A 25,447-nucleotide genomic window follows, 5' to 3' on the forward strand; every position below is an offset into this window, starting at 1 on the left:
ATAAGTATTATAAACCTTAGTTTTATAGGCTTATCAACAAATATGAATCAAGAGTCCATAGACTCTGTTATGAAGGGACATTGTTTCGAATGTGGTGATTTTAGGAAATCCATGTAACTAATTGAATAAACCATATATAACTAAAAGTGCCCCAGTCACTAAAGACCAGGGCACTTTTAGTTATATACTTGCAGAAATAATCTTTTCTAATTTAATGAAGCTGTAGTCTTCTTCACCTCTGACAAGCTTAATACGCCTGCTTGGCTTGTCGATCGATGCTACGATTCCCCACAATACCTCGTCATCAAAAGGGCTTAACACTGTCGGTGTGATAGTGGGGCTTTCCTGAATACTAAGGTAATCTCGAAGCATGTCTAAACATAAACTTGCTGATTTATAAATATAATCTAAATATTTTCATATTTATTTTTTATTGGGTATTAAAAAAGGACTCATACCAGCTTCTGAACTGTGACCCGTAAGATGGACACTTTGAAAAAAGTGCCCTCTTACGGGTCTTTTGTGTTTTAATCAGATTATAAAAGTTTGTGGGGATGAAGAATTATGAGAAAAATCAGACGAGTTTTTACGGAGCAAGAGATCAAGGCGCTGGAGTCAAATCCATCCGTTCTTCGCGTATCAGAGAAGAATATCACGTATTCTCCTGCCTTTAAGATTGCAGCCGTACAGGCCAATCAAGCAGGGCATACACCCACGGAAATCTTCGTACAGGCAGGATTTAACGTCGAACTCATTGGACAGGAGACGCCAAAAAGATGTCTGGATCGTTGGCGAAAAACATATGCTTCTTCAGGTGATGCGGGGCTGCTGGAAGAGCGTAGGGGGAAGGGAAGCTCAGGAAGACCGGCTAGTCGTGAGCCATCGGCTGAGGAAAAACTCCGTCTTGCTGAGGCACGTATCAAGCTTTTGGAAGCCGAGAATGAACTCTTAAAAAAGCTAGAAGCGCTCGAAAGGCACAAAGACAACAATGAATTACTAGCGTCTTCCGAGCGCTTTCAGCTCATCAATCAAGTTGTTCGTAAACATGGATTGAGACGTGTGATTCGCTATCTTTGTAAGCTTGCTGAGGTAAGTACGAGCGGGTACTATCGCTGGTGTGCGGCAGAAGAACATCGCCAGCTTCGAGAAGCTGCCGATGAACGAGACTTTTTACTGCTGAAGGCGCACTTTGATGCACTTCGAGGGAAGGCTGGCGCGCTGGTCATCAAGATGAGGTTAGAACGTCTTCATGGAATCGTTATGAATCACAAGAAAATTCGCCGTTTGATGCGGAAATTCAAACTCGTTGCTGTGATTCGTCAAGCGAATCCCTATCGTAAAATGGCTAAAGCCACACAAGAGCACCGCACCTGCCCGAACCTCCTGAAGCGTCGGTTTGACCATGGAGAGCCTGAAAGGGTATTGCTAACCGACATTACTTATATGCATTATGGAAATGGCCAGCGGGCTTATTTGTCCTGTGTAAAGGATGGTGCAACAAAAGAAATCTTAGCTCACTATCTGTCCTCTTCTTTGAAATTGTCTCTTGTCCAACAAACACTGAAGCGACTGCTTAACCGTTTAGGCGGGGAAGTCCATCCGGAGGCTATCTTTCACTCTGATCAGGGATTCCATTACACACATCCTGAGGTTCGTTCCATGATCGCTAAAGCTGGCTTTAACCAATCGATGTCACGCAAAGGAAACTGTTGGGATAATGCTTCTATGGAGACGTTCTTCGGGCATATGAAGGATGAATTAGAGTTCAAGGATTGCTCATGCCTACAAGAGTTGCGAGTTCGTGTCAACGAATACATCACTTATTACAATACCGAACGGTTCCAATGGACATTAAAAAAGATGACTCCTGATGAATACAGAAGTCATCTCATTGCTGCTTGATGAATAGGGACCCTTTTTCAAAAGGACCCACAAATGGGGTCACAGTTCATTCTATACTGGTTGAGTCCTTATCTTTATTTCACTATAAATCTTACCATTGTTCCATCAGCATACTTATCTAACTGATGACTTACCCATGATTCTGCTCCCCTGTTATCACTAGGGGTTATGTATCTGATATCAGCTCCTACTCCGCCTTCAGCGCACATTTGCCATTGGCCATTCGTCACGGTCATATCCTTTTTTGGTTGGATAGCCCTTGAGTGACTCCTTCCTGTTTTCCTCGGCTCCATCCCGATCAATTGTACATACAGCAGAATGTCCGGCTGCTATTGCGTCTCTAATATGCGCCCCAGTTTCAGGGTAACGTGAACTTGGGAACTCCAACGTATACCCAGCTGCCTGTTGACTGATTGCTGTTGGTTCAGCATAGACGCCTTGTACCGAGAAAATAGCAGCTAGTAAAAATACAATTAATTCCTCTTACAAATCCTTTTATCATATGACACCTCCATAGTATTTAAATCTTCTCAATACTATATTGGGAGACATGTTGAAGTATCGCATATGTTGTCACAAAACAAAAAAAGACCAGTTATAGTGAACTAGAGAAAAAATTAAAATCCACCATTAAACTTTATTTTGAATATATAGGCATAAATGTTTATACATTCCTATTTCTTTTTTGTATGCTTACTTAGCAAATAAAACAAAAAGGGGAATATTCATGAAAAAACTATTACCTATTCTACTTTCTCTATTCTTACTTCCTTGGTTCTCCCAAATAACACATGCAGCTACTCCCGAATCCATCAGTTTAATACCTGTTATGAAAAATGATACTACCCCTTCAGGTAAAATCAGTTATAGTGCCGCACGCAGTGGCCTCGAAGGATATAGAGCATTTGATGGAAAACCGAACTATAGCACAGATGGAACCTATAGTGCTTGGGGTACAGCGCCTCAAAGTGGATGGCTTGCTTATGAGTTTCCAACTCCGAAAATTGTTACTAAATATGTTCTTTATTACGGAGGCTACTCTACTAACAGACCACCAGATGCTGGTAAGGATATGCCTAATACTTGGACTTTCGAGGGGTCGAATGACGGAAAAAATTGGACCGTTCTTGATAATAAAGCCGAATATATTTTCACTGAAGGAGCTAATGAATTTTCACTTAAAAACAAAGATCAATTTAAAACCTACAGAATAAATATTACTAAAAATAATGGAGCTACTGGCAAGGATGTCAATCTGGCCATTCATGAAATGGAAATGTGGGGTTACGACCCTGCAACTCAAACTCCTGATCCTGTAGATCCAACACCGAGCCCTAATCCTGATCCGTCTAATCCTACAGATCCAACCGAACCAACACAACCAACTGGTGACCGTGCAATTCTGACTATAACAATGGATACTGGTCTGGAGAAGGAATTCGATCTGAGCATGAAAGAAATAAACTCTTTCATTTCTTGGTATGAAGCAAAACAAGCAGGTTCAGGTACAGCATCTTATGCCATTGATAAGCACAATAACAACAAAGGTCCATTCAGTAACCGTAAAGACTATGTAATTTTCAATAAAATACTCACATTTGAAGTAAGTGAGTATTCAACTAAATAAACAACAACGGACTCCATGCTGGTTACATACCAGCGGAGTCCTTTTTCACATCTACTCTAAATTCAAACTGGTTCCGTATGTAATACGCTCCTGCAATTTTTACCGAATCAGGCGAAAACTTTTCTATAGTGCCACCATAGTCTACAACCGACACCATATCCTCTCTCAACGACTGAACAACGTACACTCTTGCTTGACTTAATGCAGCTGCAAATAGTTCGATATCCGACTTTAACACTTTATATGTATGGTTCATGCTGATCACCTCAAGTAGGTATTCGGTGAATGGTATGTTGATTCCTTCAACGACAAAAAAGGCTCGTACTGAATTACTTTTTAACTACACATTAATTCTTCAGTTTTGGGAATCATAAATAAAGAAGGAGAGGTTTTGAAAGGGGTCCTGTTCAATACACTGTCCTTAGATTCGTTAAACACACTGTTTCCTCAGATCGTTCAACAAAAATCCCGCCAACCAATTAAGGTTAGCGGGGATTTGCTTTACTGACGTTTAAGCACCGCCAACTTGATCAAACAATTGTACGAATTGGTTATGGTTATTCGACTGAACAGATATAGTACCAATAAACAAAAAGCTAGCCACAATGATTAGCAGTACCATTTTCTTTAACATTATCTAACCACACCTTTTCAATGAATTTTGAGAGTTTTTGCATTGTTTCAGGAACCGCATGAGTACGGAAATGCTCAAACAGCCCTATACAGTTTATATAATAACTCTCATTATTTAGTGTATGATAACTTACCATTGAATACATCAAGTATTTGAAGCCATCGTCGTATGTACCTCGATGTAAATGATAATACGCTAACTCATAACTCAAACGTGCATACTGTTCTGGTATAACTTGTTTCGTATACATATCAGATGATGACTGCTGCACAAAAGAATCAATAATCATTTCAAACCGTTTAAGTATATCATTCACGTCTAAATGGTACCGATTAGCAGCAAGTATTAAGTTCAACAGTTTAGTAACCATTTCATTATCGACCTTTGAGGCAGCAATGTATTCTACATAATCCGAAAGTACACTTATATCCCCAGACAGGAGTGTATTAACATAAATATTGCATTCTGCCCAGTTTTGGAACAAGCCAATCCAGTGTTGGGTGGTCTCGTCCGTCTCTTCGACCCAACCTAAATCAGTGTAGGCATATGTATATTGTAGAGCTTGTTGATAATCGCCTTGGGCTTCACATACACTTGCACACAACAAGTCAGCATAGGAAATATATACAAACAACGGGCGACTTAGCTTATTGACAGACTCATCCCGCTCTCGACTCCGTTGTTCATGTTTCATTGAATATTGGATTTCTGCCTTGGCTCTAATTTTCCTCGCCATTTCGTCAACCTTGTCCCATTTACGCAAAGACCTGTACACGTTAGCCAAATCCTTAAATGCATCAAGTTGATCTATTTCGTCCAGACGTTCGACAAAAACCTCAAATACCGTTGCCGCTCTAAGATTTTGTCTTTGATCGTCTCCAACTTGAATCGTGAATATACGATATTGACAAACTGCCAAACGCTCAGAATGTTGATATTTCTCCGCTTCAGCTACCCCCTCATAGAGCAGCAATGCAGCCGCATGTCTTCCCTGCTCCAGCAATCCTTCTGCAATTTCGAATAGCTTGGGTGAATACAGTAGATTGTCCATGATGGCTCCCACCACTCGACGGATTGCATCCAACTTGTCCAACTCCGCACAGCGAAATATAAATGGCTCGATTCGCCTCATATTTGGAGGATGGTCGATGATGTAGTTTTCTACGAACAAGTCGTAAAAATGGCCTTCTGGCAAACCCATAGCCTCAGTAATTCGATCCAGTTGTTTAATAGACAAAGGCTTATTTCCTGTCACGATAGCACTTACTGCTCCCCTATTCATATCCGCAATATGACCAAATTGTGAAAAGCTCAACCCCTCTTGTTGTAGGAATCTGTCTAATTCTGCTCGAATCGTAGGTGTATGTTCCATGCCATAGCCACCCCTCGCATAAAAATTCCAGTATTTTATAACCTTTTACTATTTTTGCCCAGCAATTAACCAATTGTCAATATCTTTTTGCGAATCGTGTGGAAAGGCTACGTTTGTCATAAGGGTACTCCTGTAAACAAAAAAACACCCCACCGGCGTTAAGCCAGCAGGGTGCTTCGTATTTCCAAACGTTTGTGATTATTCGGCAGCAATAGGTGGTTGGGTAGCGGGAAAAGCAGTTTGCTCCTTCGTAGAAGCTGTAGGTACTTTATTATCTCCCACAGCTTGGTTTACCAATTCGCTAACTTTAGCTGCAAAAGCCGAAACAGCCGCTTTAGCCACATCTTCAGGTGGCTGTAATTCAGAATCAACGCGCTTGGTTTTACCAGGGTTAAAACGTTCCCAAGCCAATTGCACAGCCGATTCAATTTCATCCGAACCCACCTTTATTCCTAGCGCTCCCAACTTATCTGCAAGGTATTTAGTTGCCCCATGGAATTTAGCAGCTCCTTGGCCTGCAAATTTGGTTTCGGCATAAGCATAGGCATCATGTGCCAGTTGCTCAATTCGCTTGCGCTGCTCTGCTGTAAAACGAGCCTCATAGAGTGGCTTTAGCTTTCTGTATAGCGCCGTGCCAAGGGTCAGGGCTCCGATTGTAACCAAGCCGATAGCAGACAGTGCAATGGTTGTAATGTATTGTTCTATCATAATAATTACTTATCCCCCTTGAGAATGTTTTTACGTAGACGATTAAGAGCAACAGCAACTTCTTCCCGAGTAATTGGCGCACCTGGACGGGTTCCATCAAAATACCCGTTTTGGGTCATTTCCTTCCACGCATCGGCTGCCCATGGGCTAACTTTGTTAATGTCTCTTTGTTGTTTTGACACTGTTTTTTCCTCCTTTTTTATTCCCTTGATCCAATTACGTAACTCATCCACTGTTCCGTTGTACTCGTTAAGGTCCACTGGTCCGCCAATGCCATTGACCCGCATTCTCCCGTTCGGCAGCGTTCCGCCTGCGGAACCATCGGAATACTGCCAAAAGTCCCAACGTGTCCAACCGGACGCATCTGGTGGTACTTGTGTAGCGCTGTACCTTGCAATCCATAATGGATAACTGGACAGCCCCGAAAAATTGCCTATGAATGACGGATACGTATAAACAATCGGACGCACTCCAGTAAGCCGCTCAACCTCCTGTAAAAACGCCTTGGCTACAGCTGTAATCGCCGTTTTGCTAAGGTTGGACTTATTGGACTCGTAGTCCATCACGGGCGGCAGGTCAAACGTGGACGCGCCTCCAGCGTCCTTTATTGCCTTTGCAAAGTTTTCCGCCTCTCGTCGGGCCAGCTCTGGCGTAGTGGCAGAGTCGTCAATGTAGTGATAAGCCCCGATAAGCAGGCCAGCCGCCTTCGCATCTTTTACAAACTGCAAAAATGTTTTTGAACGGAACGAGCGTCCCTGTGTAGCTTTAATGAAAACAAAACTGATCCCGTCTGCAGCAACCTTTTTAAAATCAATGCTGCCCTGATGATGAGATACGTCAATCCCTTGTGCATTACGTCTATTTCGTTGTTGCATCTGTTTCATCTCCCTTGTCTTTCAACTGCCGCAAGAAACTTTTAAGCTTGAACGGCAATGGGATTCCCAATGCCCCAAGATTCTCGGCCAGTGACAGCCCTTCACGACCGGCGTAAAAATAAATCGCTGCGATCCTAAAAATAGGCGCATCTGGTTGTAACCAATCATCAATTTGTGCAGATAAACCCACCACCATTAAAACAGTAGCCTTACGGATTCCTCCCCAAAACATCACATTACTGTCCGCTTTCTTATTTTTAAAAGCTGCGATAACTCCGAAAATATAATCTGCCACCATCATATAAAACAGCACCTTCAGCGGCTTGTCCCACCCACCCAAAAATGTAACAATCAGACCAGTCAGCGCCGTAACTCCCCCTGCCGCCGCCTCCTTCTCCGATGCCCCAACCATTGCGGTCCATACGGTGCTGCCAAACATTTTTATTTGGCTCACTACCTTTTCCCCCTTAAAAAATAAAGCCCCCGACCACTCCGAGGGCATAATAATAGCGCATCCGATTGGATACGCCGCTTACGCTTCTTGTTCTGTTGGTTGTTCTACCGCCCGCGTAGTTGCCGGAGTTGCCTGTGAAGGCTCAGTAATGCCCAAGTCAGCTTTAACCAAGTCTCGCAAAGCTACTGGCACGTCCTCAATTTCACGACGGCCAGCAAGGATAAGATGTACAAGTGTAGTTGCAAAAGCTTTTTTAATCTGTTCATTCATGATTTTTTCACCTCCCCTCATGAGCTGTATGAGAATAAAAAATAGAATCCGCTCCCGGATTCTATTTAGCATCGGTCTGTGACATAACGAGTTGGATAAGACCGGCTATGGATTCTTTGTTGTCCAGATCTGCCTGTTTCAATGCAGCGTTCTCGACTTCAGCCTTCTCTAACCGGGCTTTAAGTTTGTCCAATTCGCTTGGCGTATCAACTTCTTGAGATACGGGCACGTCTTCAAGGACAAACAACTTCTTATCGTCAGTATAGCGGACTCGTTTGCCCGCTGGAGTATTCCACACAACCTCAGGCAGCTCGTCTACCTGTACGTACTTATACGGAATATCGTCAACAGATTCAATATACTCATTCCAGCCCCATACAACACCGTTGTCATGAAAAAATACGACTTTAATCATGGTGTCACCTCGTCGTAGCATACCTGAATATTACGAATGCTTCCCTTAATTGTATATGCGCCTGCGCCTCCTGAACCATAATTAGCTGCATAAATATAGAAGGCGATATATACTGGACCAAGAGATGTTACACGCATAACACCTTCACTACCAAACCAAGAATTTAGTCCAGGCTTCAATGCCGAAGAGATTGTGTTACCAGGCGAATTAGATCCATGACTATCTCTGGTGGTACCTAGCCCATCTCTATAATTAAAAAGAGTTTTCTGAACCGCATACTCTACCCATTCACTATCATCGCCAGCACTCCATGTATTGGACCCATGAGCAGACGCTGAGATACCCCAGTTACTGTTAGCATCAGTAGGTGCAGTACCAGAAACTAATTCTACAAGGCCTTCCCAATAAATGCGAAGCTCACCCAGCGCCTTAGGTATAAATTTAAATACCAACATAGTAGGCGACAGATTAGAAGAACCACCACCAGATGCAACCTGCTGCGCATATGTCGTGGCCTGAGAAAGTCTTACATTATTACTTGCTACTAAAACCATATTGCCACCTCCGTTTGTTCTCCAGTCTGTCCACGTTCCGGCTGCTGTTCTAATGCGATTAAAAATACCGCCTGTTTCATCAACATACCTTTGTACAAAAACCGAATCTTGTCCTACTATAACTGAAGAAACAAAAAGCACACCCTTAGTATTTGCTCCCGGTGGACTGTGATCCGAGACAGGGTTTAAAGTAGCAACATCAATCCTGTGTGCTCCCGGCAGAACTATAAAGTTCCAGTCGACTGAAAAGGGTTTACCCCGATCGACAAATGATAAGCCGTAAAGGTCGGAAAGAGCTTTACTGTTTGGCACCGTAACTGGTGATGTTGACTTGTAATCCGCGCTCATTCGTACGATACCTTTTTGGGTTGTGCTTGCATCCGGCACTTTGGCCTCTTTGATCGCCCCATCAACGTACGTTTTTACATCAGCAATCTGCGCGGACAACTCTTGGTCATTCTCATAAAGCGTATCAATTGGTTTATTTAAAACATCTGCGTGACCCTGATCGGTTGTAACAAAGCGGCGTGGTTGCTGTATAGCCATAAGATTCGTCCTCCTTAATAAATGTCGTCAATCTCGAAAACGAACTCTATGTCTCCGTCTTTGATTTTGTTCGTCATGGTGCGAACCGCTGTGAATTTCCCAACCGAATCTACCAAAGCAAGTTCATTGATCGTTTTCCCGGCAAGCTCTGTTTCTGCAAGAGAACAGACATAACGGATCGTTGCTGGGGCGATAAATTCGTGGCCCGAGATATTCTTTTGAATCAGTTCCGCTTTTAATACTTGCTCTGTGCCATCCAAAGGCAAAGGCTTGCCCTCTGCATCAACCCCACCGCTGCCAAATGCCATTTTGACCACTTTAGTCAATGTGCCGCCTTCGGCCCGCGCTTGGGCCATCTGTTCTCTCGCATAGACCGTTGTCACCGTTAATACTTGTTCTGCCATAATGTCCTCCTATACATGTAAAATTGTCTCTGTTGAGCTCAGTGAGTGGCTACCATCAAACAAGTTCTGACCGTCAAGCAGCCAATAATTTTTGCGGACTTTTAAAATTCCCTCTTGTCGGTTCGTAATCGGATTGCTGACCCTCAGCTCCAATCGGTTTCGTTTGCGCTGCCGTTCGCCAGTCCAACCGGAAAGCGAAGCGGACCCATCCAGTAATTTTGTTCCATCTAGATACCACGGCTTGCCACCGAAAAAACCTACGCGGGAATGGAACCTAATACGTGTTTTAATTCCGAATTTGTGGTGAACGTCAATACGAAAAGTAGGCTGCGCTTTGTTAATATGAACAGGCCGAATGTACTCAAAGTCTTCCATCAGGCCTTTAACGTTTAACTGTGTGTCGATACCATACACAAACAAGATCGTCTTCTTTAGATAATCCTCTTGTATGTCCAACAGATTACCGTACTTCCCACCAATCAGTCGCAGTACCGGCAGTGTAAAAGGTCGCTTGGCCCAACGCTTACGACGTATCGCGTCACGGCGCTGTTCTAAGTTCCCAATCTGCTCCTGGTGGAAATATATCCACTCCCAAATAGGCAATGCCCAAGTAGCAGTCTTTAAAACGAACTGATTTCCCAGATCGTCAATCGACTTTTCCCGATCGTTTATTTCCAACTCCATAACGTCAAAATGCCGCTCGGCCATGTCGATCTCATACATGTGTGGCGGCAGCATTTCCCGGTATCGCAGAGGTATCATGTCAGGGTCACCTCAATATTCAAAACAGACGTGGCCGGAACCTCAATGTCTTCGATGGCTCCATTAAGCGTAAGGCTTTCGTAATCCTCCACTCCCTTGACCAGCAAAGCAGCACCAACGTAATTAAATACCAGCTTTGTTCTACCAATGGCGTAGTCGGCTATTCGCTTCCTAATGGGCTCTACCAGTTCCGAAAGTGGAAGAACTGTATTTAGTTTCGCAGCTACTTGCAACGTGAATACTGGGGCAGGATGTACAGCCAGATCATGCCCGGCAATCCGCTTGTTTTCCCACATATCCGCCTTAACTTTAGCGGCAAACTCTACCGTGATCGGCTGTCCTTGAAGGTCAGTGAGATACAAATCGATGCTGTTATCGTGCCGCTCCTTTTCAATGGCAACAGCACCGCCAACGCCTTCCAGCTCCTTTGCCCATGTCTCATAGTCCTTTCGACGCCCGCTGCCTTCCTCAGCAAACGCACGCTCAAGCATTCGCAATCGGTACGTGTCGTCGTCCTCCCCCACCTTCCGAGGCATACCATCCGACCATCCGTGACCATCTAAATACTCACTGTCTGCCCAAATGGGGAAGGCTTGGAGAAAGGCATATATTAACAACTCCTGCTGTTCAGCGTATTCCATAGCGATGGGATACCACAGATCATAAAATAACTCTCCCGGATCCGTCGGGGGTGGAGGTAGACCGCGTTCTTGTGCCAATGTAATCGCCCGGTTGACCCATCGGCGGTAAACTTCCTCTGGGGTTTCCTCCAAAATTGCCATCGGTGGCAGTGCAGGAAGGTCTGTTAATTTCACATTCACAATTCAATCGCCTCCTCCAATTCTACTTCTCCGGCCAGCCCGGTTAATTTAATTCGCAAATACATGTTCTGGCCGTTCCGCTCCATCGACAATACCTCAGCTTGAGAGATTTCCGTATGAGCTGCCAAAGCTTCCTCAATGTCGCGTTTTATTTCAACGTCCTCCCAATTGGCCCATTCAGATCGTTCGACACCGATATCAGCGTCATACACCACATATTGAAATCGCTCGGTGTTCAGGATTTTTAGCGCCGTCTGCACAAGGTATTCACCATACGTAGCCGTTTTTTTGGGACGCCCGTCGTCGGTGGTGACCATCTGCCGCGTGCGATAGTCGATCACATATGTCCATTTGGTTTCAGACGCTACCGTCTCTGTCAACTCCACCTCGTCAAGTGTGGAAAGATCAAGATCGGGGAATAACGTTTCATCATCAGCCACCAGCCCTTACATCCTTTCCATGAACATAGTACCGCTGTCCGCTCAGTCTGGAGACAATCAGCCGGTCACCAACCTGCAAAGGGCTTGGAATAACCAGCTTGCCACGTAACGAGCTGCGTGGGGTCTGCTTGTATGGCTCCCCTGTTTCGTAAACCACACCGTTAGCCAGTACGCCTGTAACGCTGCCTTTGGCTTCATCGCCCTCCAGATATTCAGCAGCTATGAAATCCGCTTTAACTTCCCGATCCAACAAATACTCAGCAAACACCAGTTTATCCGTTGGATAGGGAGTAAGGTCACCATCCACCTCTATTGACGGACTACTTGGCCAACTTAGAAGCGTAGCCCTTTCGGTGTCCCGTGAGTCGATACTGTCTTTGGTTTGATCTTTTAGAAGCTTGAGCGCTTCATTCAGCACGGCTATTCCCTCCTTTCCAATTCCAACGTTACGGTATATGTTCCATTCTTGTAGCTGCTATCAGCCGTGACGACAATCCACTTTGAGGTATGATCTGTTTTAGTTAACACCAGCCAGCCAGAACGCAAACCAGACAACGTATGGTCTTCATGTCGGACAGTGATCTTCTTAATCTGTTTGGCAGCGGACAAAACTTTGAGCCGCTGTGTAGCAATCGTCTCCGGCTTTTCATCCTCACCAACCTCGATGATCTCTTCCATTCGGCCCATTGCCTTCACTGCACCCGCTGCCGTTTTAGTAACAGCAGAAGCGATCTTATCATCCTTCCATTTTTGCGCGGTTACGACTGTATAGGTTTCCTCGATGCTGTATCCTGCCGTGCTGGAGGTCATCTGTTCGGGTACAAAAATAGGGACCTTGGTATTGGTCCCTTCGCGCATCACTTGCAGATAAAAGCTCTTTTCTGTCCTAACAAGGTCTATATAATAACGGTAGCCGCTACGCTCATATGCCTTTTGCAATACGTCGAGGATGATTTCCGAATGGGCCATAGTCCCATAACGCTCGTCCAAGCTGAAGCCCAAAGCTGGGCAGCGAAAGTCAATGCCCGTACTCTTGATGTATCGTTGCAGCTCCGCTCCGGCCTCGCCCTTTAAGTACGGCCGAGTCCCTTTGTTTTTGGACAAGTACCATCCAATTTCCCTCGCCTCAATTTCCCAAGCGTTTATAAATTCGTCCTGCTCGTATTTGATAATAGGTCCGTGAAAAAATTGGTTTTTGTGATGATAAAGAGCACCACCGACCTTTTGCGAAAAGCACATCAGCATACCAGCTACCTTTATATTGCTCGCATTGCGAAGTCGTACCGTAGCGCTGCGGGCAATCTCATCGCGACCAGAGGACCAGGACACTTCTTCGATGCCATCCGTCAGCATCTGCCGGGCGTTCTCCTTGCCATATACAACCGCAAAGCCGTCCATAATACATCACTTCCCTTTCGCTTTGGAAACCTTGTCCGATATTCGCTTTTTGGAACCTGTATAGTCAAAAGCACCCCTAGCGTTTGGGTCCTCCTTAGCCTTCTTACTTTTATCCTTTGCCTTCTTTTTTTTATCATCTTTTTTCTTATCGTTCTTTTTGTCCTTTTTGCCGGTAGTATTAGGGCGGCTTTTGGACGGTTTAGTGATCACGGTTCCAGGCTTGAGAACCTGTTTAGAGTTAGAATAAGAGACGATTTTAACAGGCTTATACTCCACAAATGAATAGTTACCATGAAGATTCCCCTGTCCATCCTTGTACGTCTGATCCATCCCCTCCAGGAGCATCGTTTGACTAAATAGGTTCTCAAAGTTAAGTACAACAGGCTTACCTTTCCATTGCTCCAGCAGTTTCCACGTTACTTCTGGTGTTTTATAGGTGACCGTCTGTTTGCTATCCGTCTCCCAAATCTCTTCCCAATAGCGTGGAAGGATAGCAGAAAAAGAAACCCGTTTCGCTTTCGATACGGGTTTCCCTGTGCGTTCCTGACCAGTTATGACAGTGAAGGTTTCAACTTCATTGCCTCCAGTTATTTGAATCTCTGCCGGGGTGATCGGAAAGGTAAGACGGATCTTTCCTTGCGATAGTGCCAGCATCGTTTATCCTCCATTCTCTAATGCTTTCAATACCTCTTCGCCAACCACCTTGCGGATCAGAGCTCGACCTTGCGGACTACTAAGCATTTTTGCAAACTCTACAAAGTTGGTGATTCCTTTCGCGAGTTCACCAAAATCAATATTAATATTCTCGATGCTGACTGACTTCGGGGCAGTCGAAGCTGATGGATTAAACATCTGCGCCATCGGCATCAAACTGGATGCACCTATCAGGTTTGGTCGTCCGACTTGGCCGCCGTTTGCATATGGGCGTACACCCATAATAATCCCGGCCCGCTCCCACAGCTCCCGACCACGATTGCGTCGGCTGGCCGACAACGGAATAATCATTTCCGGACCAGCTTCCCCAACCAAACCAACATGTGGACGATTGATATATCCACCTTGAGCATATGGTTTTGGCTTAGGTTTCGGTGTAATTCCACCGCCGCCAGAATTAGCATCTTTTGCTTCCTTCATCTTTTTAAGGACTACTGCAACGGAACTGACGACGGAAGACAACGTGGGGAACTGGCCGCGCATACCAGCAATAAAATGGGACATAAGATCACTTCCCCAGCTATTGCCCTGGCTCGATACGTTTTTAAGAGACAGTAGATATTGTGTGGTCTTATCCACAGCCGTTTTCGCAGCAGCGCTGATATTATTAAAACTCTGTTTATTTTTTGCTGCCCCTTTGGCCACCTCATCAGCGCTGCTCTTTGTAGCGGTTCCTACAGCCTTGACATCTTTCTGAGCCTTACTACTATCGCCCATCTTCCACACAACGCCCCATGCATTTTTAAGTGCATTAAGGCGTTGCTTGACTTCTGGCTGTTCAGCAACAGTTTTCAGTCCCTCTTTAAGACCCTTATCGACTATACTTTTGCGCACCTCGTCTCCAATTTGCTTGAGATGCTGCTGCTTTTGCACAGTGAGTCCGTTAATTGTAATCTTGGCTTCCGGCGGTGGACCAGGCTTCTCTTCCTTCTTGTCCCCCGTGAACCAGTTTTTCACGCCAGTCCAGGTATCCTTAGCAGAATTAAAGATTCCAACCGCACCATCCACGACTTTCCGTGTCAATCCACTTTCATCGGCAAATTTCCCGATCTTTTCACCGACGATGTTTCCGATGTATGCACCGGCCATTGTACCGAGTGGTCCAAGGGCAGACCCTAGAGCCCCGCCAATAGCACCACCAGCTACACCACCTACCATAGCACCGCCCTGAGTAGATACGGCCTCACGCAATCCCTTATCCTTGGATGCTTGGTAGAGGTCATATGCACCGGCTGCTACGCTTGCAACCGTACCAACGATACCGCCAACTTTAGCCGCTTTGCCTGCTCCTTTCAGGAAACCTCGCAGACGGCCACCGCCAGATGGCGGACTCGGTGGTGGCGGTGGATTTGGTGGAGCTGGACGACGAATACGATAAGGATTGTCACGCGATCCCCTTGGGCTTGGGTTCGGGTTAGGTGGATTTGGTGGAGTGGGACGGGGACCATTAATACGTATACGTCGTCTACCGCCACCGCCTCCCGCTCCCCTACGCCCTCCACGACGGTTTCGTCTACGGCGGCGATCTCTGTCTTGGTCGCCCCCATCGCCACCACCATCACCTGCCCCGCCGTCTCCGCCACTAGACACAGAGCCATTTATATAGACTTTCGTAGCGTTAACAGTCATGGAAGCGATAGAGCGTAAACCGCCAATACGATCATCGACAGGGTTACGGTTTCCACTCAATTGGCGTCTAATACCGCGTCCGCCCATCCGCTCCCGTATTCGGGCAGCTCGTTGGGCTGGGGTTTCTTCAGGTGGTGGAGCTGGAGGTTCAGGAGGTTTCCGTCGAATCCAATTCCAACCGGCTTTGACTCCTCTGCCTGTGGCATTTGCCCCCGCTTTTCCCTTCTCTCCTACCCATTTAGCGGCAGTTGAAAGATCATCGTTGAACTTCTTTACTCCTTGTGCAAAGGCCCATAATTTTTTAGCTACCAGTACAGCAGCCAACCCGATTAAGGCAGTATTTATGGCTTTAAAATGATCTTTATAGAAGCTAGTCGCTCCGGTTATCGCACTGGTTATTCCAGTACCGAGCGCTTGAATGTTGTCCTTATTCTGCACTAGCAAGGCGTTAAACTCCTTAAAAGCTGGAAGGGCTGCCTGAGCAATGTTGGTTCCAATCTCTTGCATTTGCAAGCTCATTTCAGCGCGAGTTTGCTTCATTTCAGTCATTGGGTCAGCAGCTTGCTGCTTACGAAGCAAATTATCAGTAGTGCCCTTCATGTTTGGTGCTTTTTGAAACGCTGTTCCGAACGTCTTCAGGATGGAATCAGCGTTGTCTTCACCAGCGCCAGAACCCAAAGTTACAAGGGATTGTTTTAGTTGGCTCCGCGTTTGACTAGCCAAATCACCAACCAATGCGGCTATGGCTCCTTGCGCACGCTGTTTGTCACCTGAATTGATATCGTCTGTGAAAGCCGTCGCCTGACGTTGGGCCTCATCCTTCCCTGCCCCACGACTTGTAAAGTAATTTGCCATATCCCCTGTATTCAGAGCTTTGACACCAAACGTCTCCTTGAAAAAGTCGGCAGGCTTGTCGAAATTAAAGGCCCCACCCTTCACCGTCTGTGTTAGAAAATTACTCATTTGCTCTGAGTCGGTGCCGCTGCTGGAGAAATATGGGCTGTATTCCCAAAACGTATCGAACAGGTCCTGTTGTTTGTCACCTACTTCCTTATAGGCATACATCATTGAATCTGCCACTTGACTGTAGGATTCTTTAAAACTGTTCGACGCTTGAGACAACGCCCGCTGTACTTCCTCAGCTCCGGCATCCGGGCGAATGTATTGGATTTTAGCAGACGCACTTACGAAGTCACTCATCTTGGATTTGTCCTGTACTAGAGGAGCTGCATCGGCAAGTTGCCGGGTTCCTTCTATACGATCTGGAATAATGGCCTTTTTAACCAAGTCATCCACCGTATTAAGACTCTGTTGACGAATGTTCTCGGGCATGTAAGCTGCACTTCGCGCCGCCTCACGGCTGTAATCGGACACGCCTCCAAACATAGAATCACTCACACCGCTACCGAGCATAATCCCGCCCGCCAAAGCTGCCAAGGCTGAAATCTTGTCAGATACCTGGTCAACGACTGGACTTATAGAATCCTCAGCACGTAATTTCACATTAGCATCACGAATGCTGCGGATATCCGCGTCTGCACGATCAGCAGAACGCCTAAGATCATCAGCTCCAGCACGCGCCCGCCGAAAGATATCATCAAGCTGGATTTGATTCATACGCCGTACTTCATCGGACGCGCCATTGATCCGTCTGCCTAGATCGTCCGCAGATTCCCTCGCCCGGCGGCTACCGGATACAAAATCATCAAACATGTTGCCCGAAGCCCGGCGAAAATTCATCAGATCATCGTGAGCGCCCTGAAGCATACGACGCATATTTCGGACAGCGCCGGTTATCATATCCCGTGCCTCAAATGGCACCGTAACTGACGTAGTTGCTATTGTTCCCACCCCCTTCCTGTTTCGACATGGTTATTTCCTATTTAGACGGGCCATTTCTTCCTCAGCGATCATCGAAGCAGCCAGGCAAAAATAATACTGGCGCTGTTTGTCTACTTCATATGGCAAGACCTCAGAAGGCAGCTTTTTCTGGTTCACCCAAAAGTGAGCTATCCAGCTTGCTTCTCCGTCTCGCTTAATGAGTTTTTTGCTTCTTTTAGCAATTCTTCCTTAGTTTCTTGGAAGTTACGTACCGCCTTGCTGAGGATTGCATAATGGTCTGGGTTGCTGAACATTCGTGGCGGTAACTCATTCTTGTTTATGCAACTATAAACTTTTAGAAGCTCTATGTTGTTCCAGTCGAAGTCATGCTCCGTCGCCCGCACAATCATAGCGTCGATCTCGTTGAATGTTTCCTTTGGTGAACCATCATCATTGAATGCCACATCATAGCAACGGCGGATGTCCATTGTGGTCAAACGACGTACAGACCATTTCTCGCCGTCCACCTCTACCTCAAGTTGTTCCGGCTTTGCCGCCGCTGCGCCAGTCGCAAGATATTTTTGTAATTTGTCACTCATTGTGATTCCTCCAATTTATTAGTCTTCTTTCATCAAAACACAGGTATTTTGAATAATCACTGCATGTAAAAAGCCTGCAAACTACTCCTATTGGAGTCAGTCTACAGGCTTAAATGATCTAGGAATATATTATTTTACAGTAATGTAATACTCAATTTGCCCCGATCCATCTGGTAGATCAGCCACAACCAAAGCGCTTCCAGGCTTCAGACCAACTACTAGACCATCAACATTGAGATAGATTGGGTTATTGTCCCCCTGATCCCCACTAATCCAAAAACTTGAACCAGTCAGATACCTCGATTCGCCTACTTTAAGAGTTAATCGACTGATAACTGCGTTCGTAGTAACCCCTTGCGTAATTGCGGCTTGAGAATCTGGAGCGGCGGCGGCAGCCGGAGAAGCAAATGATGTCGATCCTAAAGAGAAGCATGCTGCAACAGTTAAAAGTCCAATCAATAGTTTCTTTTTCACCTTACATCATCCTTTCATATTTGGAATACACACCTATTATATAGAATATATATCCAAATATAAATAGCTTTTGGTAAAATTATCGCTAAATTTTCGAATGTTTTATGGGCTACTTCATGGATGAAATAACTTGTAAAACTAATATGAATATTCATATTTTTTTAGACCATCTTTGCTAGAGCCTATCAACATTGCGGAAAAGAACCCTTTGTTCCACTTAAGCCATGTAATCCGGAAACTTGTCAACGAAATCGAAATCCGTTGCTGTACCCGACAAGGTAATGTCTATACCATTGTTATCATCAATTTTCGCGACAAGAATATCTATTTCCTCATGAATGTGAATCCCTGTGATAAGGACACGTTCCGTGTTGCCCGTGATACGGTCGTCCAAGGAACCTGTAATACGAGGAAGAAACATTGTACGACCTGCTTTAAAGTCGTCCAGCAGTCGGTACCGCAATCGCGATTCAAGTTTTGACATGACAATTTTAACTGAAATTTCGTATCCTGTGAGTTGCTTCGTTTTAGCCATGCGCCGTGCTCGAACAATATCCAAGTTTTCAGGTTTCAGCAGCACTTCCACTTCCTTGACTGTCTGGACATCCTCACCATTATCGTCTTGTAAGGACAAATTACGTCCAATAAGTTCGCGTTCCATCTATTATTCCACCTCCCAGTCAGTATAGAAAATTTCGATAGCATCCAATGGCTTGGCGCCAAGCTTGAAATATGCATAATCATTTTCACTTGTCTTATCAGGGTTTTCTGCAAAACTGAATTTGTCTGCAATGGCCTTCTGCTGAGCACGGATTTTGAGATATTCCAACACAGCAGCAATAAACATGCCGCGGCCTTCTTTGTCGTTATCCAGCTTGGCCTTCCAACGCTTGCCCGCTTCGTAGATATCGTTCATTACTTGGTCAATCGTAGCGGATACGCGAATCTTCCCAAAGTCCTCACGCTCATTTGGTCCGATCGTGGTCAGAGTGTTGATGGCCTGCTCGATAACGTAGTCGTAGCCGTCACGCGTAGCCATCAGCGTACCTTCTGCAAGTCCTTTCAGCACTTCACTATGACTCCAGTCCACTTTTGCCTGCGTCATCGGAACTTTGATACCTGTAAATGACTTATTAGCAGGTGTACCCGCAACCAGCCCAGCCACCCATGCAGCCCATTCGACGGATGTGTAGGTCTTACCGTTGGTGTGATCGCCAGCAAGAGAGCAGTTAATTACATAACGGGCATTCATGGCGCGACTACGTGCGGTGTGCGCCTCAATGTCGCCGTCCGTAGCTGCCGGGCCAGCGACAACCACCGTCGCCAGCTTATGACCCTTATCGCGACGATCTAGCAGCCATTGTTTGGCGGCAGCTTGTACAGCCGGATCAGTTGCAGACAAATAGATGGTATCGAACGTCAAGCCGTACACGCGGTTAAAGATGCGATTCCAGTCGGTAGCCGCCAATGTGGCCGTGCCTGTTGTACCGCCATCCAGTTTGGTATAAGCCGTATCCGCAAGAGCAGTCGCGCCAGTATCTTTAAAACGGATCATAGCGGACTTTTTAAGAGCTTCCACAGCAGCGGCCTTGTCAGCCACTAGATACGTTTCCGTTTCATATACGCCCTTGGTGTCGCGGACTACGATCTCCTTCTTGGTGTCATCGATAAGAGCCGGACGCACCATGTATTCGAAGTCATTGCCTCGTGTCCCTGGATAACGTGCCTCAATAGTGTAGCTGTCAGCGACAGCGACAGATGCAGCCTTTTCTTCCCCGTTTGTAACCCGATAGCCGATAACAGTCGCCCCGCTTTCGGCAGCAAGCTCCAATACATCAACAAGCTTGCCGGACTCCTTTAGGCGCTCCGAATCATTAGCCATATCTACGGCTTGGTTCGGTGCGCCCCATTCGGCCTGATAGGGAATGAGTACGCGGCCAGTTGTTGGAACAACCCGAGACCGTGCCTTTACTAGCAATTCAATGTACGCGCTGGACCTAACCCGCTGAATTGTCATTTGGCGTTTCCTCCTTTGGTTTTTTCACTTGTGGTACTTCTGGTTTAACAGACACAGAAGCAGGGGCTTCCTTGACCGGATGCAAATACGCAACCAGTCTTTGCTCCACTTCTGCCCGCGAAAGTAAAACGTCAGCTGCGCAATCAAAAAGAGCGCCCGCAATCTCGTAAGGCTCTGCCTTCAAAACTGCTGCGCTCTCAATCCATTCTTGTTTGGTCCGCTTCTGTAGATTATCTTTGTCGGAATAAACTTGTTTTTCTGTGGTCATCAATGTGACTCCTCTCTTACAAAATAAAAAAACACTGCTAGAGAATACGCAGCATTTCTTATACGACTCAAACTATTTTGTATATTTCTCGATGTCATCTTCAACGTAGGATTGTCTCTTATAGTGATCCTCGTATTGGTTAACGTCATTTTTCAGTTTGACAACAGCACCCCAACCAGAAAAGAAAGCTAGGAGTAAACCGATCAGTGCATAGGCGACTGAGAAAAAATTCAAATAAAAGTTTAAAACAATACCACCAAATATTAAACCTAAAAGCCACAACACCCATTTTGTGCTCTTTTTCATACAGTATCCTCCTCACAAAAAAATCCTGAATTACCCATATATGTACCACAATACATACGATTCACATATTAAAGGGTTTCAAGATATTAGAGGAATAAAATGCTGGGCTCATTGCTGTCACCTTAATTTGTTTAGTGATTTGTTTCGGTTGGGTAAGACTAGCACTCTGATCAAGTTGTTGAAGTCTCTATATAAAAATCATTGATCTTTTCTACTGGCTGTTTCTCTACCCTGAGTAGGTAAGAGTACCGGAAGGTGATTTCGATCCGATCCTTTTCCGAACGGGTGCGTGGCGGCTCGATAACCAGCACAATCCCAAAACGCTTGGAAGCAACGTTGAACCGCTGCTGCCGTAAGTAGAGGAAAAACGTGTCAAGATCAAGCGGTATAGGTTCCCCCTCGTCCTGTTCGTCCGCTCGTTCCTTGTCATAGTGGAATACCAGCCCCACATCTTCAATGATCCGATCAGCTCGCGGCGTATGAACCTTGTCCGATACAAGATCCGTCTCGATAAACACGGCAGGCAGTTTAAAATCACCAGCCAACCATTTAGACCGATCTCGCAAGATAGAGAGCTCAGGATACACTCGTCGCACAATTTCGGCCCAGGCTTTTAAACCAACATCCATCATCACCGCAACATCCTTTCAAGCTCAACCTCTAACCGCCGCATGATGAGTTGGTTCATCCCTCCCTCAAGGTGCTCCACAGCAATATCAAAATAATGCCTGCCGATGAAGCTGCGCGGCTTTGCCATAAACCCAGTCTTGGCAGACGGATCATAGACAAATGAGCCGCCACCATTCCAGTAACCCGGCACAAAATGTTTCTTCTCAATGGTGTAACCATCATTGACCAATTGTGCATAAGGCAGGTTGGAACCAAGCTCCAGCGTGATCGCGTTACGGTCTACATCCCATTCCCATACGTTGTTATCATCACCACGGGAAAAGGACTGCCACATGGCCCCGGTGTCGATCAGATCCTGTCGGTCGATTTCATCAATGATCAGGTTGAGCAACGTTTCCCCGGCTGCCTCCGCGATGTTACGTAAAATACGTTCCATCCCTTCATCAGCTATCCTACGGAATCGCCGGGCCAGTCCATCAAAATCATGCACGGTCATTTCCCTTCACCTCACATGTTACAAGCAGCTCACGCCAGTAACGACGCGGAATGGAGTCAATCACGAGGTATCGACGGCCTAGCAATACCACTTCGTCACTCAGCTTAATGTCGGCTGCCAGCGGCACTCCTACCGTCTTTTTGACGATATATATTACTGGCTTAGCATCCGCTTTGGCTTCCGTCGTAGTTGTCACGACAAAGCATTTTACGTCAGTTATCTTACCGGATTTCCGATCGTCGAACAGGTCGTCATCATCTCGTTTTTGACCAACACGATACACGGCCAATGGTGTTTTAAAACGGTGGTTCATAGCACGTATGCGGTGATGTTACCATCATCCGGTCCAGTCTGTTTTTTCACCCAAAGAAACAGGATAGCGTCCACATCAGCATTACCAGTTGTTTTGCCCTCCACGGCCTGCCGAGTGTACGTCCAAGCACCATCGCTCTCGGATGCATAATTACGCGCCACGGATGCAAGATATTCCTCGCTGTCCTGTAGTGCCAACCCCTCAGCCAGCTTGGTCCAAGCTAGCATAATCTGCTTATCAGGTTCGGTCGGGAAGGGAATTGGCAGATACAGTTCAATACGTACTTGCGCGTCATCAATGTATTGCTGTAGCAGCTCAGCCGGTGCCTCTTGGATCGGGGTTACCCGGCTACGCTGTTGGAGGATTGTTGGCGTCAGCACTTTTACCGTCAGCCCCTTCCGTTTTCGACGGATCACCCGCAGGTGGCGTATCATCGGAAGGCTTACCACCACCACGCAAAACGGTGATCAGATCCTGTGTATTCATGTTGCTAAATCCCTTAATCCCGGCAGCCTTAGCCTTATCTTTTAGCTGGACGAGGGTCAGGTCTTCCAGCGGAATAACCTTTTCTTCCTTGATATCAAAATCCGAGCGTTCACGAAAATTTTTAACCACAGATTCACTATCAACCAGCACCGGGACCTTGGCCGGGAAGCGGATGCCGTAAAGCATCAAAGAGGTGTTTTCTCCTCGATATGTGATATAGGCCATTAAAATTCCACCCCTTCGACGTATGCCACCGCTCCCGGCTCTTCGAAGATAGAGTCGTAATCGGAATGGATAGCGTAGAAACGCTTGTCTGCATAGATGGCCTCTCTGCCCTCGGTAGTTTTACGTATCTGCATATCGTACGTATTAACCAAGACAAAGTTCTGTTGATACGTAAAGATGATAGCTCCCTCTGGCATATGAGCTACTTCCTCAACCTCATAGCTGTTTACTTTCTTCACTCCGCCCATGATTTGCAATTGAATGGATGCACTGGTGTCCTTCTCAGCCAAAGCCTGAAGTCGCTTAGAAAAGGTATTCGGGTGCATAAAATACTTGAATACACCACCAGTACGCAGACGGGTTGGAATCGCACGTTCCAGTTCAAACAATACACCCTTTTTCTGAGGGTCTTTCAACGTCGTCCAGTCAATGTAATTGCCTTTGGTCTTCGCATGTTTCAACCAACCGTTATTCATACTTAGGAAAGCATAATCCGGGTCAGTATTCGGCGTAGCAGTATCTCCGTTAAACCCAATATCCTGCATATTTTCACCATAGTTTTTGGTCATGGCTGCCATAATAATATCCTCACCGTTCTGACCACGCACACGAGCGGTTTGACGGATAAATTCCTCGGTGATTTCGAATGGCAAAACAACTGGCTCTACAGCATACGGAACTTGCGGTAATGTTGGGGTAGGCGTATTGTCAGCCATAATATTTTCTTTTTTGCTGCGCAGGTTACGGCCAGTCACACCGATTTTGTCAATTGTACCTTTAGAGCTGAGCTTATTAATCGTACGAATCCCCTTTAGAAACTCCGTAGACTCATAAGCCATTTCAGTAAACTTGTCCACCTGTTGGTAACTCAGAGCGGTTTGATCCAACGTGCTCGTTATGGTGGATTTGATGATTTGTCCGTTTGTTCTCATATTTGCTTGTCTCCCTTCTTGGTATTAAAGCAGGCCGCCGAAGCTTACGTCGCCAGTAGATTTTTGAATTTCGTCTACGGTACCACCTTGAGCGGAACCACCACGGCTGTTCTTTACAACTTGTACGTCAGTAGCCAACGCTTGAACTTGCTCAGTCAGCGGTGCCAACGCCTTAGTAATCGCATCAGTCAGCGCGTTTGCTTGCGGTTCAGCAGGTGGTTCTGTTCCCGCTGGCTGCTCAGGTTCTGCCCCTTCTTGTTTCTTTAATTCAGTAACTTGCGTCGACAGGGCTTCTACCTGCTTGGCGATTGGAGCCACGGCAGCCTGTACAGCCTTTGCAATATCTTCAGCGTTCAAATCGTCTTCCTCCTTGGGCTCCGCTTCTTCAGCAGGAGCAGTTTTTGTTTTTAATTCGGTCAATGCAGCAATGGCATCATCAATGTGCTTCAGGTTGCCGGCAGAAATCTTTTTCCCTGCTTTAGCAATCTGTTCAGGTGGGCTTCCGATTGCCTTTACAATATCCTCTTGAACGAGCACTTCCTGAGCGATGTCCACAAAGTCCTGAAGGGCTTCACGGATTAATTCAGGGTCGCTCTCCATGCCGCTCTCCCAACTATCCCAACGAAAAAGAACCGCATTCAAGGCATCCTGAGCAGCCCAAAATTCGCGGTTCTTACGGTTCTTATTGTATTTGTCAGCGACTGCGCCTTTCTCAATCAATCCCATTGCGCCGAGCGCTTTAACGATTTTACTCAAGAGCCCCTTGGATACCTCCCCGTCTTCCTTGATCTCTTCCCGTTTACCAACACCCCACATAGAGAAGCCAGTAATCTCGCCTTTCTGAATATCGTCCCAAGTGTCGTCATCCGTTACCTTTACCCCGGCCACCCAGGAGCCTTTAATAATAGTTTGTTCACCGATCTCCATGTCACAAGGAGCAATATAGGATTCGACTACATAGCCTTTGTCCGTATCCAGGTCATGCTGCTTGTCGATGTTGTAGGTATGCTGTTTTTCCATGAAGAGATGAGCGGCCTTCTCAATTTCTTCCGCATCCATCTGATCCCCATGAGCGTCAGCCACGTCCGGCTGATATACCACACCGATTACAACCTTCTTGGCATCGTCAAACTTCGCAATCTGTACTTGCTTCTGGATGGCATTTTTCCCGGCAGCTTTGATGATTGCAAAGGGAACACCGTTGGCTCCTTTATCAACCAGCGAAATATGTGTAATCTTTGCATCTTTCAATTTAAAGGTCATATTCTCTTTCACCTCCCCTCATATGTAATCGGTCATAAGCATCCGTAGTTAGTGATCATCTATAACTATTAAATTCTCATGAATGATTACAT

31 protein-coding genes and 1 pseudogene are annotated in these 25,447 nt (G+C 46.0%); 2 read left to right on the forward strand and 30 right to left on the reverse strand.

The window, feature by feature from the left end; all coding sequences use genetic code 11:
* The first annotated feature begins 564 nt into the window (after positions 1 to 564).
* On the forward strand, positions 565 to 1,902 hold the full coding sequence (locus tag PPM_RS28190; RefSeq protein WP_014599601.1) for an IS3 family transposase: 1,338 nt from the start codon (positions 565 to 567) through the stop codon (positions 1,900 to 1,902).
* Between the two features lie 74 nt (positions 1,903 to 1,976).
* Here the strand turns inward: PPM_RS28190 and PPM_RS13630 are convergent.
* A pseudogene (locus PPM_RS13630) lies at positions 1,977 to 2,316 on the reverse strand (sporulation protein).
* A 313-nt stretch (positions 2,317 to 2,629) separates the two neighbouring features.
* Here PPM_RS13630 and PPM_RS13635 point away from each other — a divergent pair.
* Positions 2,630 to 3,529, forward strand: coding sequence for a ran-binding protein 10 (locus PPM_RS13635; protein WP_014599818.1), 900 nt, complete (start codon positions 2,630 to 2,632; stop codon positions 3,527 to 3,529).
* A 22-nt stretch (positions 3,530 to 3,551) separates the two neighbouring features.
* Here PPM_RS13635 and PPM_RS13640 read toward each other — a convergent pair whose 3' ends face one another.
* The 29 genes from PPM_RS13640 to PPM_RS13780 all read right to left on the reverse strand — a co-directional run bounded on the left by PPM_RS13640 (position 3,552) and on the right by PPM_RS13780 (position 25,355).
* Entirely contained in the window at positions 3,552 to 3,785 is a 234-nt protein-coding gene (locus PPM_RS13640) for a hypothetical protein (protein ID WP_043921405.1), read from the reverse strand.
* 340 nt (positions 3,786 to 4,125) lie between these two features.
* Entirely contained in the window at positions 4,126 to 5,535 is a 1,410-nt protein-coding gene (locus PPM_RS13645) for a helix-turn-helix transcriptional regulator (protein WP_014599820.1), read from the reverse strand.
* 198 nt (positions 5,536 to 5,733) lie between these two features.
* A complete protein-coding gene (locus PPM_RS13650) occupies positions 5,734 to 6,243 on the reverse strand; it encodes a phage holin, LLH family (RefSeq protein ID WP_014599821.1) in 510 nt (169 codons plus the stop codon).
* 5 nt (positions 6,244 to 6,248) lie between these two features.
* Positions 6,249 to 7,118, reverse strand: coding sequence for a glycoside hydrolase family 25 protein (locus PPM_RS13655; protein WP_014599822.1), 870 nt, complete (start codon positions 7,116 to 7,118; stop codon positions 6,249 to 6,251).
* Complete coding sequence (locus PPM_RS13660; protein WP_052309226.1) at positions 7,102 to 7,572, reverse strand: phage holin family protein; 471 nt, start codon at positions 7,570 to 7,572, stop codon at positions 7,102 to 7,104. Before PPM_RS13660 ends, PPM_RS13655 begins: the two co-directional genes overlap by 17 nt.
* 78 nt (positions 7,573 to 7,650) lie before the next feature.
* Positions 7,651 to 7,842: a CD1375 family protein gene (locus PPM_RS13665; RefSeq protein WP_043921406.1), complete on the reverse strand. Its 192-nt coding sequence runs from the start codon at positions 7,840 to 7,842 to the stop codon at positions 7,651 to 7,653.
* A 61-nt stretch (positions 7,843 to 7,903) separates the two neighbouring features.
* Complete coding sequence (locus tag PPM_RS13670) at positions 7,904 to 8,257, reverse strand: hypothetical protein (protein ID WP_014599825.1); 354 nt, start codon at positions 8,255 to 8,257, stop codon at positions 7,904 to 7,906.
* Positions 8,254 to 9,357 (reverse strand): hypothetical protein, encoded by a 1,104-nt coding sequence (locus tag PPM_RS13675; RefSeq protein WP_014599826.1) that lies wholly within the window; start codon positions 9,355 to 9,357, stop codon positions 8,254 to 8,256. Before PPM_RS13675 ends, PPM_RS13670 begins: the two co-directional genes overlap by 4 nt.
* A gap of 14 nt (positions 9,358 to 9,371) precedes the next feature.
* A complete protein-coding gene (locus PPM_RS13680) occupies positions 9,372 to 9,761 on the reverse strand; it encodes a phage tail protein (protein ID WP_014599827.1) in 390 nt (129 codons plus the stop codon).
* 9 nt (positions 9,762 to 9,770) lie between these two features.
* A complete protein-coding gene (locus tag PPM_RS13685; RefSeq protein WP_014599828.1) occupies positions 9,771 to 10,523 on the reverse strand; it encodes a putative phage tail protein in 753 nt (250 codons plus the stop codon).
* On the reverse strand, positions 10,520 to 11,344 hold the full coding sequence (locus PPM_RS13690; protein ID WP_014599829.1) for a baseplate J/gp47 family protein: 825 nt from the start codon (positions 11,342 to 11,344) through the stop codon (positions 10,520 to 10,522). Before PPM_RS13690 ends, PPM_RS13685 begins: the two co-directional genes overlap by 4 nt.
* Positions 11,341 to 11,784 carry a DUF2634 domain-containing protein gene (locus PPM_RS13695; RefSeq protein WP_014599830.1) on the reverse strand — a complete coding sequence of 148 codons (444 nt, stop codon included), beginning with the start codon at positions 11,782 to 11,784 and terminating at the stop codon, positions 11,341 to 11,343. The genes PPM_RS13690 and PPM_RS13695 overlap by 4 nt, the downstream gene beginning before the upstream one ends.
* Positions 11,777 to 12,202: a hypothetical protein gene (locus tag PPM_RS13700; RefSeq protein WP_014599831.1), complete on the reverse strand. Its 426-nt coding sequence runs from the start codon at positions 12,200 to 12,202 to the stop codon at positions 11,777 to 11,779. Before PPM_RS13700 ends, PPM_RS13695 begins: the two co-directional genes overlap by 8 nt.
* A 2-nt stretch (positions 12,203 to 12,204) precedes the next feature.
* Positions 12,205 to 13,182 (reverse strand): hypothetical protein, encoded by a 978-nt coding sequence (locus PPM_RS13705; RefSeq protein WP_014599832.1) that lies wholly within the window; start codon positions 13,180 to 13,182, stop codon positions 12,205 to 12,207.
* 6 nt (positions 13,183 to 13,188) lie between these two features.
* Entirely contained in the window at positions 13,189 to 13,836 is a 648-nt protein-coding gene (locus PPM_RS13710) for a hypothetical protein (protein WP_014599833.1), read from the reverse strand.
* Between the two features lie 3 nt (positions 13,837 to 13,839).
* Complete coding sequence (locus PPM_RS13715) at positions 13,840 to 17,376, reverse strand: tail tape measure protein (RefSeq protein WP_231860472.1); 3,537 nt, start codon at positions 17,374 to 17,376, stop codon at positions 13,840 to 13,842.
* Positions 17,377 to 17,534: 158 nt separating this feature from the next.
* The gene (locus PPM_RS13720) at positions 17,535 to 17,945 is read right to left on the reverse strand and encodes a hypothetical protein (protein WP_014599835.1); all 411 of its coding nucleotides are present in this window, start codon (positions 17,943 to 17,945) and stop codon (positions 17,535 to 17,537) included.
* A 129-nt stretch (positions 17,946 to 18,074) separates the two neighbouring features.
* Entirely contained in the window at positions 18,075 to 18,419 is a 345-nt protein-coding gene (locus PPM_RS13725; RefSeq protein ID WP_043921407.1) for a hypothetical protein, read from the reverse strand.
* Positions 18,420 to 18,636: 217 nt separating this feature from the next.
* On the reverse strand, positions 18,637 to 19,080 hold the full coding sequence (locus PPM_RS13730) for a phage tail tube protein (protein ID WP_014599836.1): 444 nt from the start codon (positions 19,078 to 19,080) through the stop codon (positions 18,637 to 18,639).
* 3 nt (positions 19,081 to 19,083) lie between these two features.
* On the reverse strand, positions 19,084 to 20,436 hold the full coding sequence (locus PPM_RS13735; RefSeq protein ID WP_014599837.1) for a phage tail sheath subtilisin-like domain-containing protein: 1,353 nt from the start codon (positions 20,434 to 20,436) through the stop codon (positions 19,084 to 19,086).
* Positions 20,417 to 20,704 (reverse strand): hypothetical protein, encoded by a 288-nt coding sequence (locus PPM_RS13740; RefSeq protein WP_043921408.1) that lies wholly within the window; start codon positions 20,702 to 20,704, stop codon positions 20,417 to 20,419. The genes PPM_RS13735 and PPM_RS13740 overlap by 20 nt, the downstream gene beginning before the upstream one ends.
* A 72-nt stretch (positions 20,705 to 20,776) precedes the next feature.
* Complete coding sequence (locus PPM_RS13745) at positions 20,777 to 21,010, reverse strand: hypothetical protein (protein WP_014599839.1); 234 nt, start codon at positions 21,008 to 21,010, stop codon at positions 20,777 to 20,779.
* A 170-nt stretch (positions 21,011 to 21,180) separates the two neighbouring features.
* On the reverse strand, positions 21,181 to 21,642 hold the full coding sequence (locus PPM_RS13750) for a hypothetical protein (protein WP_014599840.1): 462 nt from the start codon (positions 21,640 to 21,642) through the stop codon (positions 21,181 to 21,183).
* Entirely contained in the window at positions 21,642 to 22,136 is a 495-nt protein-coding gene (locus PPM_RS13755) for an HK97 gp10 family phage protein (RefSeq protein WP_014599841.1), read from the reverse strand. Before PPM_RS13755 ends, PPM_RS13750 begins: the two co-directional genes overlap by 1 nt.
* Positions 22,123 to 22,449: a hypothetical protein gene (locus PPM_RS13760; RefSeq protein WP_014599842.1), complete on the reverse strand. Its 327-nt coding sequence runs from the start codon at positions 22,447 to 22,449 to the stop codon at positions 22,123 to 22,125. The genes PPM_RS13755 and PPM_RS13760 overlap by 14 nt, the downstream gene beginning before the upstream one ends.
* A complete protein-coding gene (locus PPM_RS13765; protein WP_043921409.1) occupies positions 22,446 to 22,829 on the reverse strand; it encodes a hypothetical protein in 384 nt (127 codons plus the stop codon). Before PPM_RS13765 ends, PPM_RS13760 begins: the two co-directional genes overlap by 4 nt.
* Complete coding sequence (locus tag PPM_RS13770; RefSeq protein WP_043921410.1) at positions 22,798 to 23,160, reverse strand: Rho termination factor N-terminal domain-containing protein; 363 nt, start codon at positions 23,158 to 23,160, stop codon at positions 22,798 to 22,800. Before PPM_RS13770 ends, PPM_RS13765 begins: the two co-directional genes overlap by 32 nt.
* Positions 23,160 to 24,092 (reverse strand): P2 family phage major capsid protein, encoded by a 933-nt coding sequence (locus tag PPM_RS13775; protein ID WP_014599844.1) that lies wholly within the window; start codon positions 24,090 to 24,092, stop codon positions 23,160 to 23,162. The genes PPM_RS13770 and PPM_RS13775 overlap by 1 nt, the downstream gene beginning before the upstream one ends.
* 24 nt (positions 24,093 to 24,116) lie before the next feature.
* Entirely contained in the window at positions 24,117 to 25,355 is a 1,239-nt protein-coding gene (locus PPM_RS13780) for an XkdF-like putative serine protease domain-containing protein (RefSeq protein ID WP_014599845.1), read from the reverse strand.
* Positions 25,356 to 25,447: the final 92 nt, after the last annotated feature.

This window comes from Paenibacillus polymyxa M1 (assembly GCF_000237325.1).
Lineage (GTDB): Bacteria > Bacillota > Bacilli > Paenibacillales > Paenibacillaceae > Paenibacillus > Paenibacillus polymyxa_C.

Coding starts and splice junctions, on each gene's coding strand:
- PPM_RS28190 (WP_014599601.1), top strand. CDS start 565: ATGAGAAAAATCAGACGAGTTTTTACGGAGCAAGAGATCAAGGCGCTG.
- PPM_RS13635 (WP_014599818.1), top strand. CDS start 2,630: ATGAAAAAACTATTACCTATTCTACTTTCTCTATTCTTACTTCCTTGG.
- PPM_RS13640 (WP_043921405.1), bottom strand. CDS start 3,785: ATGAACCATACATATAAAGTGTTAAAGTCGGATATCGAACTATTTGCA.
- PPM_RS13645 (WP_014599820.1), bottom strand. CDS start 5,535: ATGGAACATACACCTACGATTCGAGCAGAATTAGACAGATTCCTACAA.
- PPM_RS13650 (WP_014599821.1), bottom strand. CDS start 6,243: ATGATAGAACAATACATTACAACCATTGCACTGTCTGCTATCGGCTTG.
- PPM_RS13655 (WP_014599822.1), bottom strand. CDS start 7,118: ATGCAACAACGAAATAGACGTAATGCACAAGGGATTGACGTATCTCAT.
- PPM_RS13665 (WP_043921406.1), bottom strand. CDS start 7,842: ATGAATGAACAGATTAAAAAAGCTTTTGCAACTACACTTGTACATCTT.
- PPM_RS13670 (WP_014599825.1), bottom strand. CDS start 8,257: ATGATTAAAGTCGTATTTTTTCATGACAACGGTGTTGTATGGGGCTGG.
- PPM_RS13675 (WP_014599826.1), bottom strand. CDS start 9,357: ATGGCTATACAGCAACCACGCCGCTTTGTTACAACCGATCAGGGTCAC.
- PPM_RS13680 (WP_014599827.1), bottom strand. CDS start 9,761: ATGGCAGAACAAGTATTAACGGTGACAACGGTCTATGCGAGAGAACAG.
- PPM_RS13685 (WP_014599828.1), bottom strand. CDS start 10,523: ATGATACCTCTGCGATACCGGGAAATGCTGCCGCCACACATGTATGAG.
- PPM_RS13705 (WP_014599832.1), bottom strand. CDS start 13,182: ATGGACGGCTTTGCGGTTGTATATGGCAAGGAGAACGCCCGGCAGATG.
- PPM_RS13710 (WP_014599833.1), bottom strand. CDS start 13,836: ATGCTGGCACTATCGCAAGGAAAGATCCGTCTTACCTTTCCGATCACC.
- PPM_RS13720 (WP_014599835.1), bottom strand. CDS start 17,945: ATGAGTGACAAATTACAAAAATATCTTGCGACTGGCGCAGCGGCGGCA.
- PPM_RS13730 (WP_014599836.1), bottom strand. CDS start 19,080: ATGGAACGCGAACTTATTGGACGTAATTTGTCCTTACAAGACGATAAT.
- PPM_RS13735 (WP_014599837.1), bottom strand. CDS start 20,436: ATGACAATTCAGCGGGTTAGGTCCAGCGCGTACATTGAATTGCTAGTA.
- PPM_RS13740 (WP_043921408.1), bottom strand. CDS start 20,704: ATGACCACAGAAAAACAAGTTTATTCCGACAAAGATAATCTACAGAAG.
- PPM_RS13745 (WP_014599839.1), bottom strand. CDS start 21,010: ATGAAAAAGAGCACAAAATGGGTGTTGTGGCTTTTAGGTTTAATATTT.
- PPM_RS13750 (WP_014599840.1), bottom strand. CDS start 21,642: ATGATGGATGTTGGTTTAAAAGCCTGGGCCGAAATTGTGCGACGAGTG.
- PPM_RS13755 (WP_014599841.1), bottom strand. CDS start 22,136: ATGACCGTGCATGATTTTGATGGACTGGCCCGGCGATTCCGTAGGATA.
- PPM_RS13760 (WP_014599842.1), bottom strand. CDS start 22,449: ATGAACCACCGTTTTAAAACACCATTGGCCGTGTATCGTGTTGGTCAA.
- PPM_RS13770 (WP_043921410.1), bottom strand. CDS start 23,160: ATGGCCTATATCACATATCGAGGAGAAAACACCTCTTTGATGCTTTAC.
- PPM_RS13775 (WP_014599844.1), bottom strand. CDS start 24,092: ATGAGAACAAACGGACAAATCATCAAATCCACCATAACGAGCACGTTG.
- PPM_RS13780 (WP_014599845.1), bottom strand. CDS start 25,355: ATGACCTTTAAATTGAAAGATGCAAAGATTACACATATTTCGCTGGTT.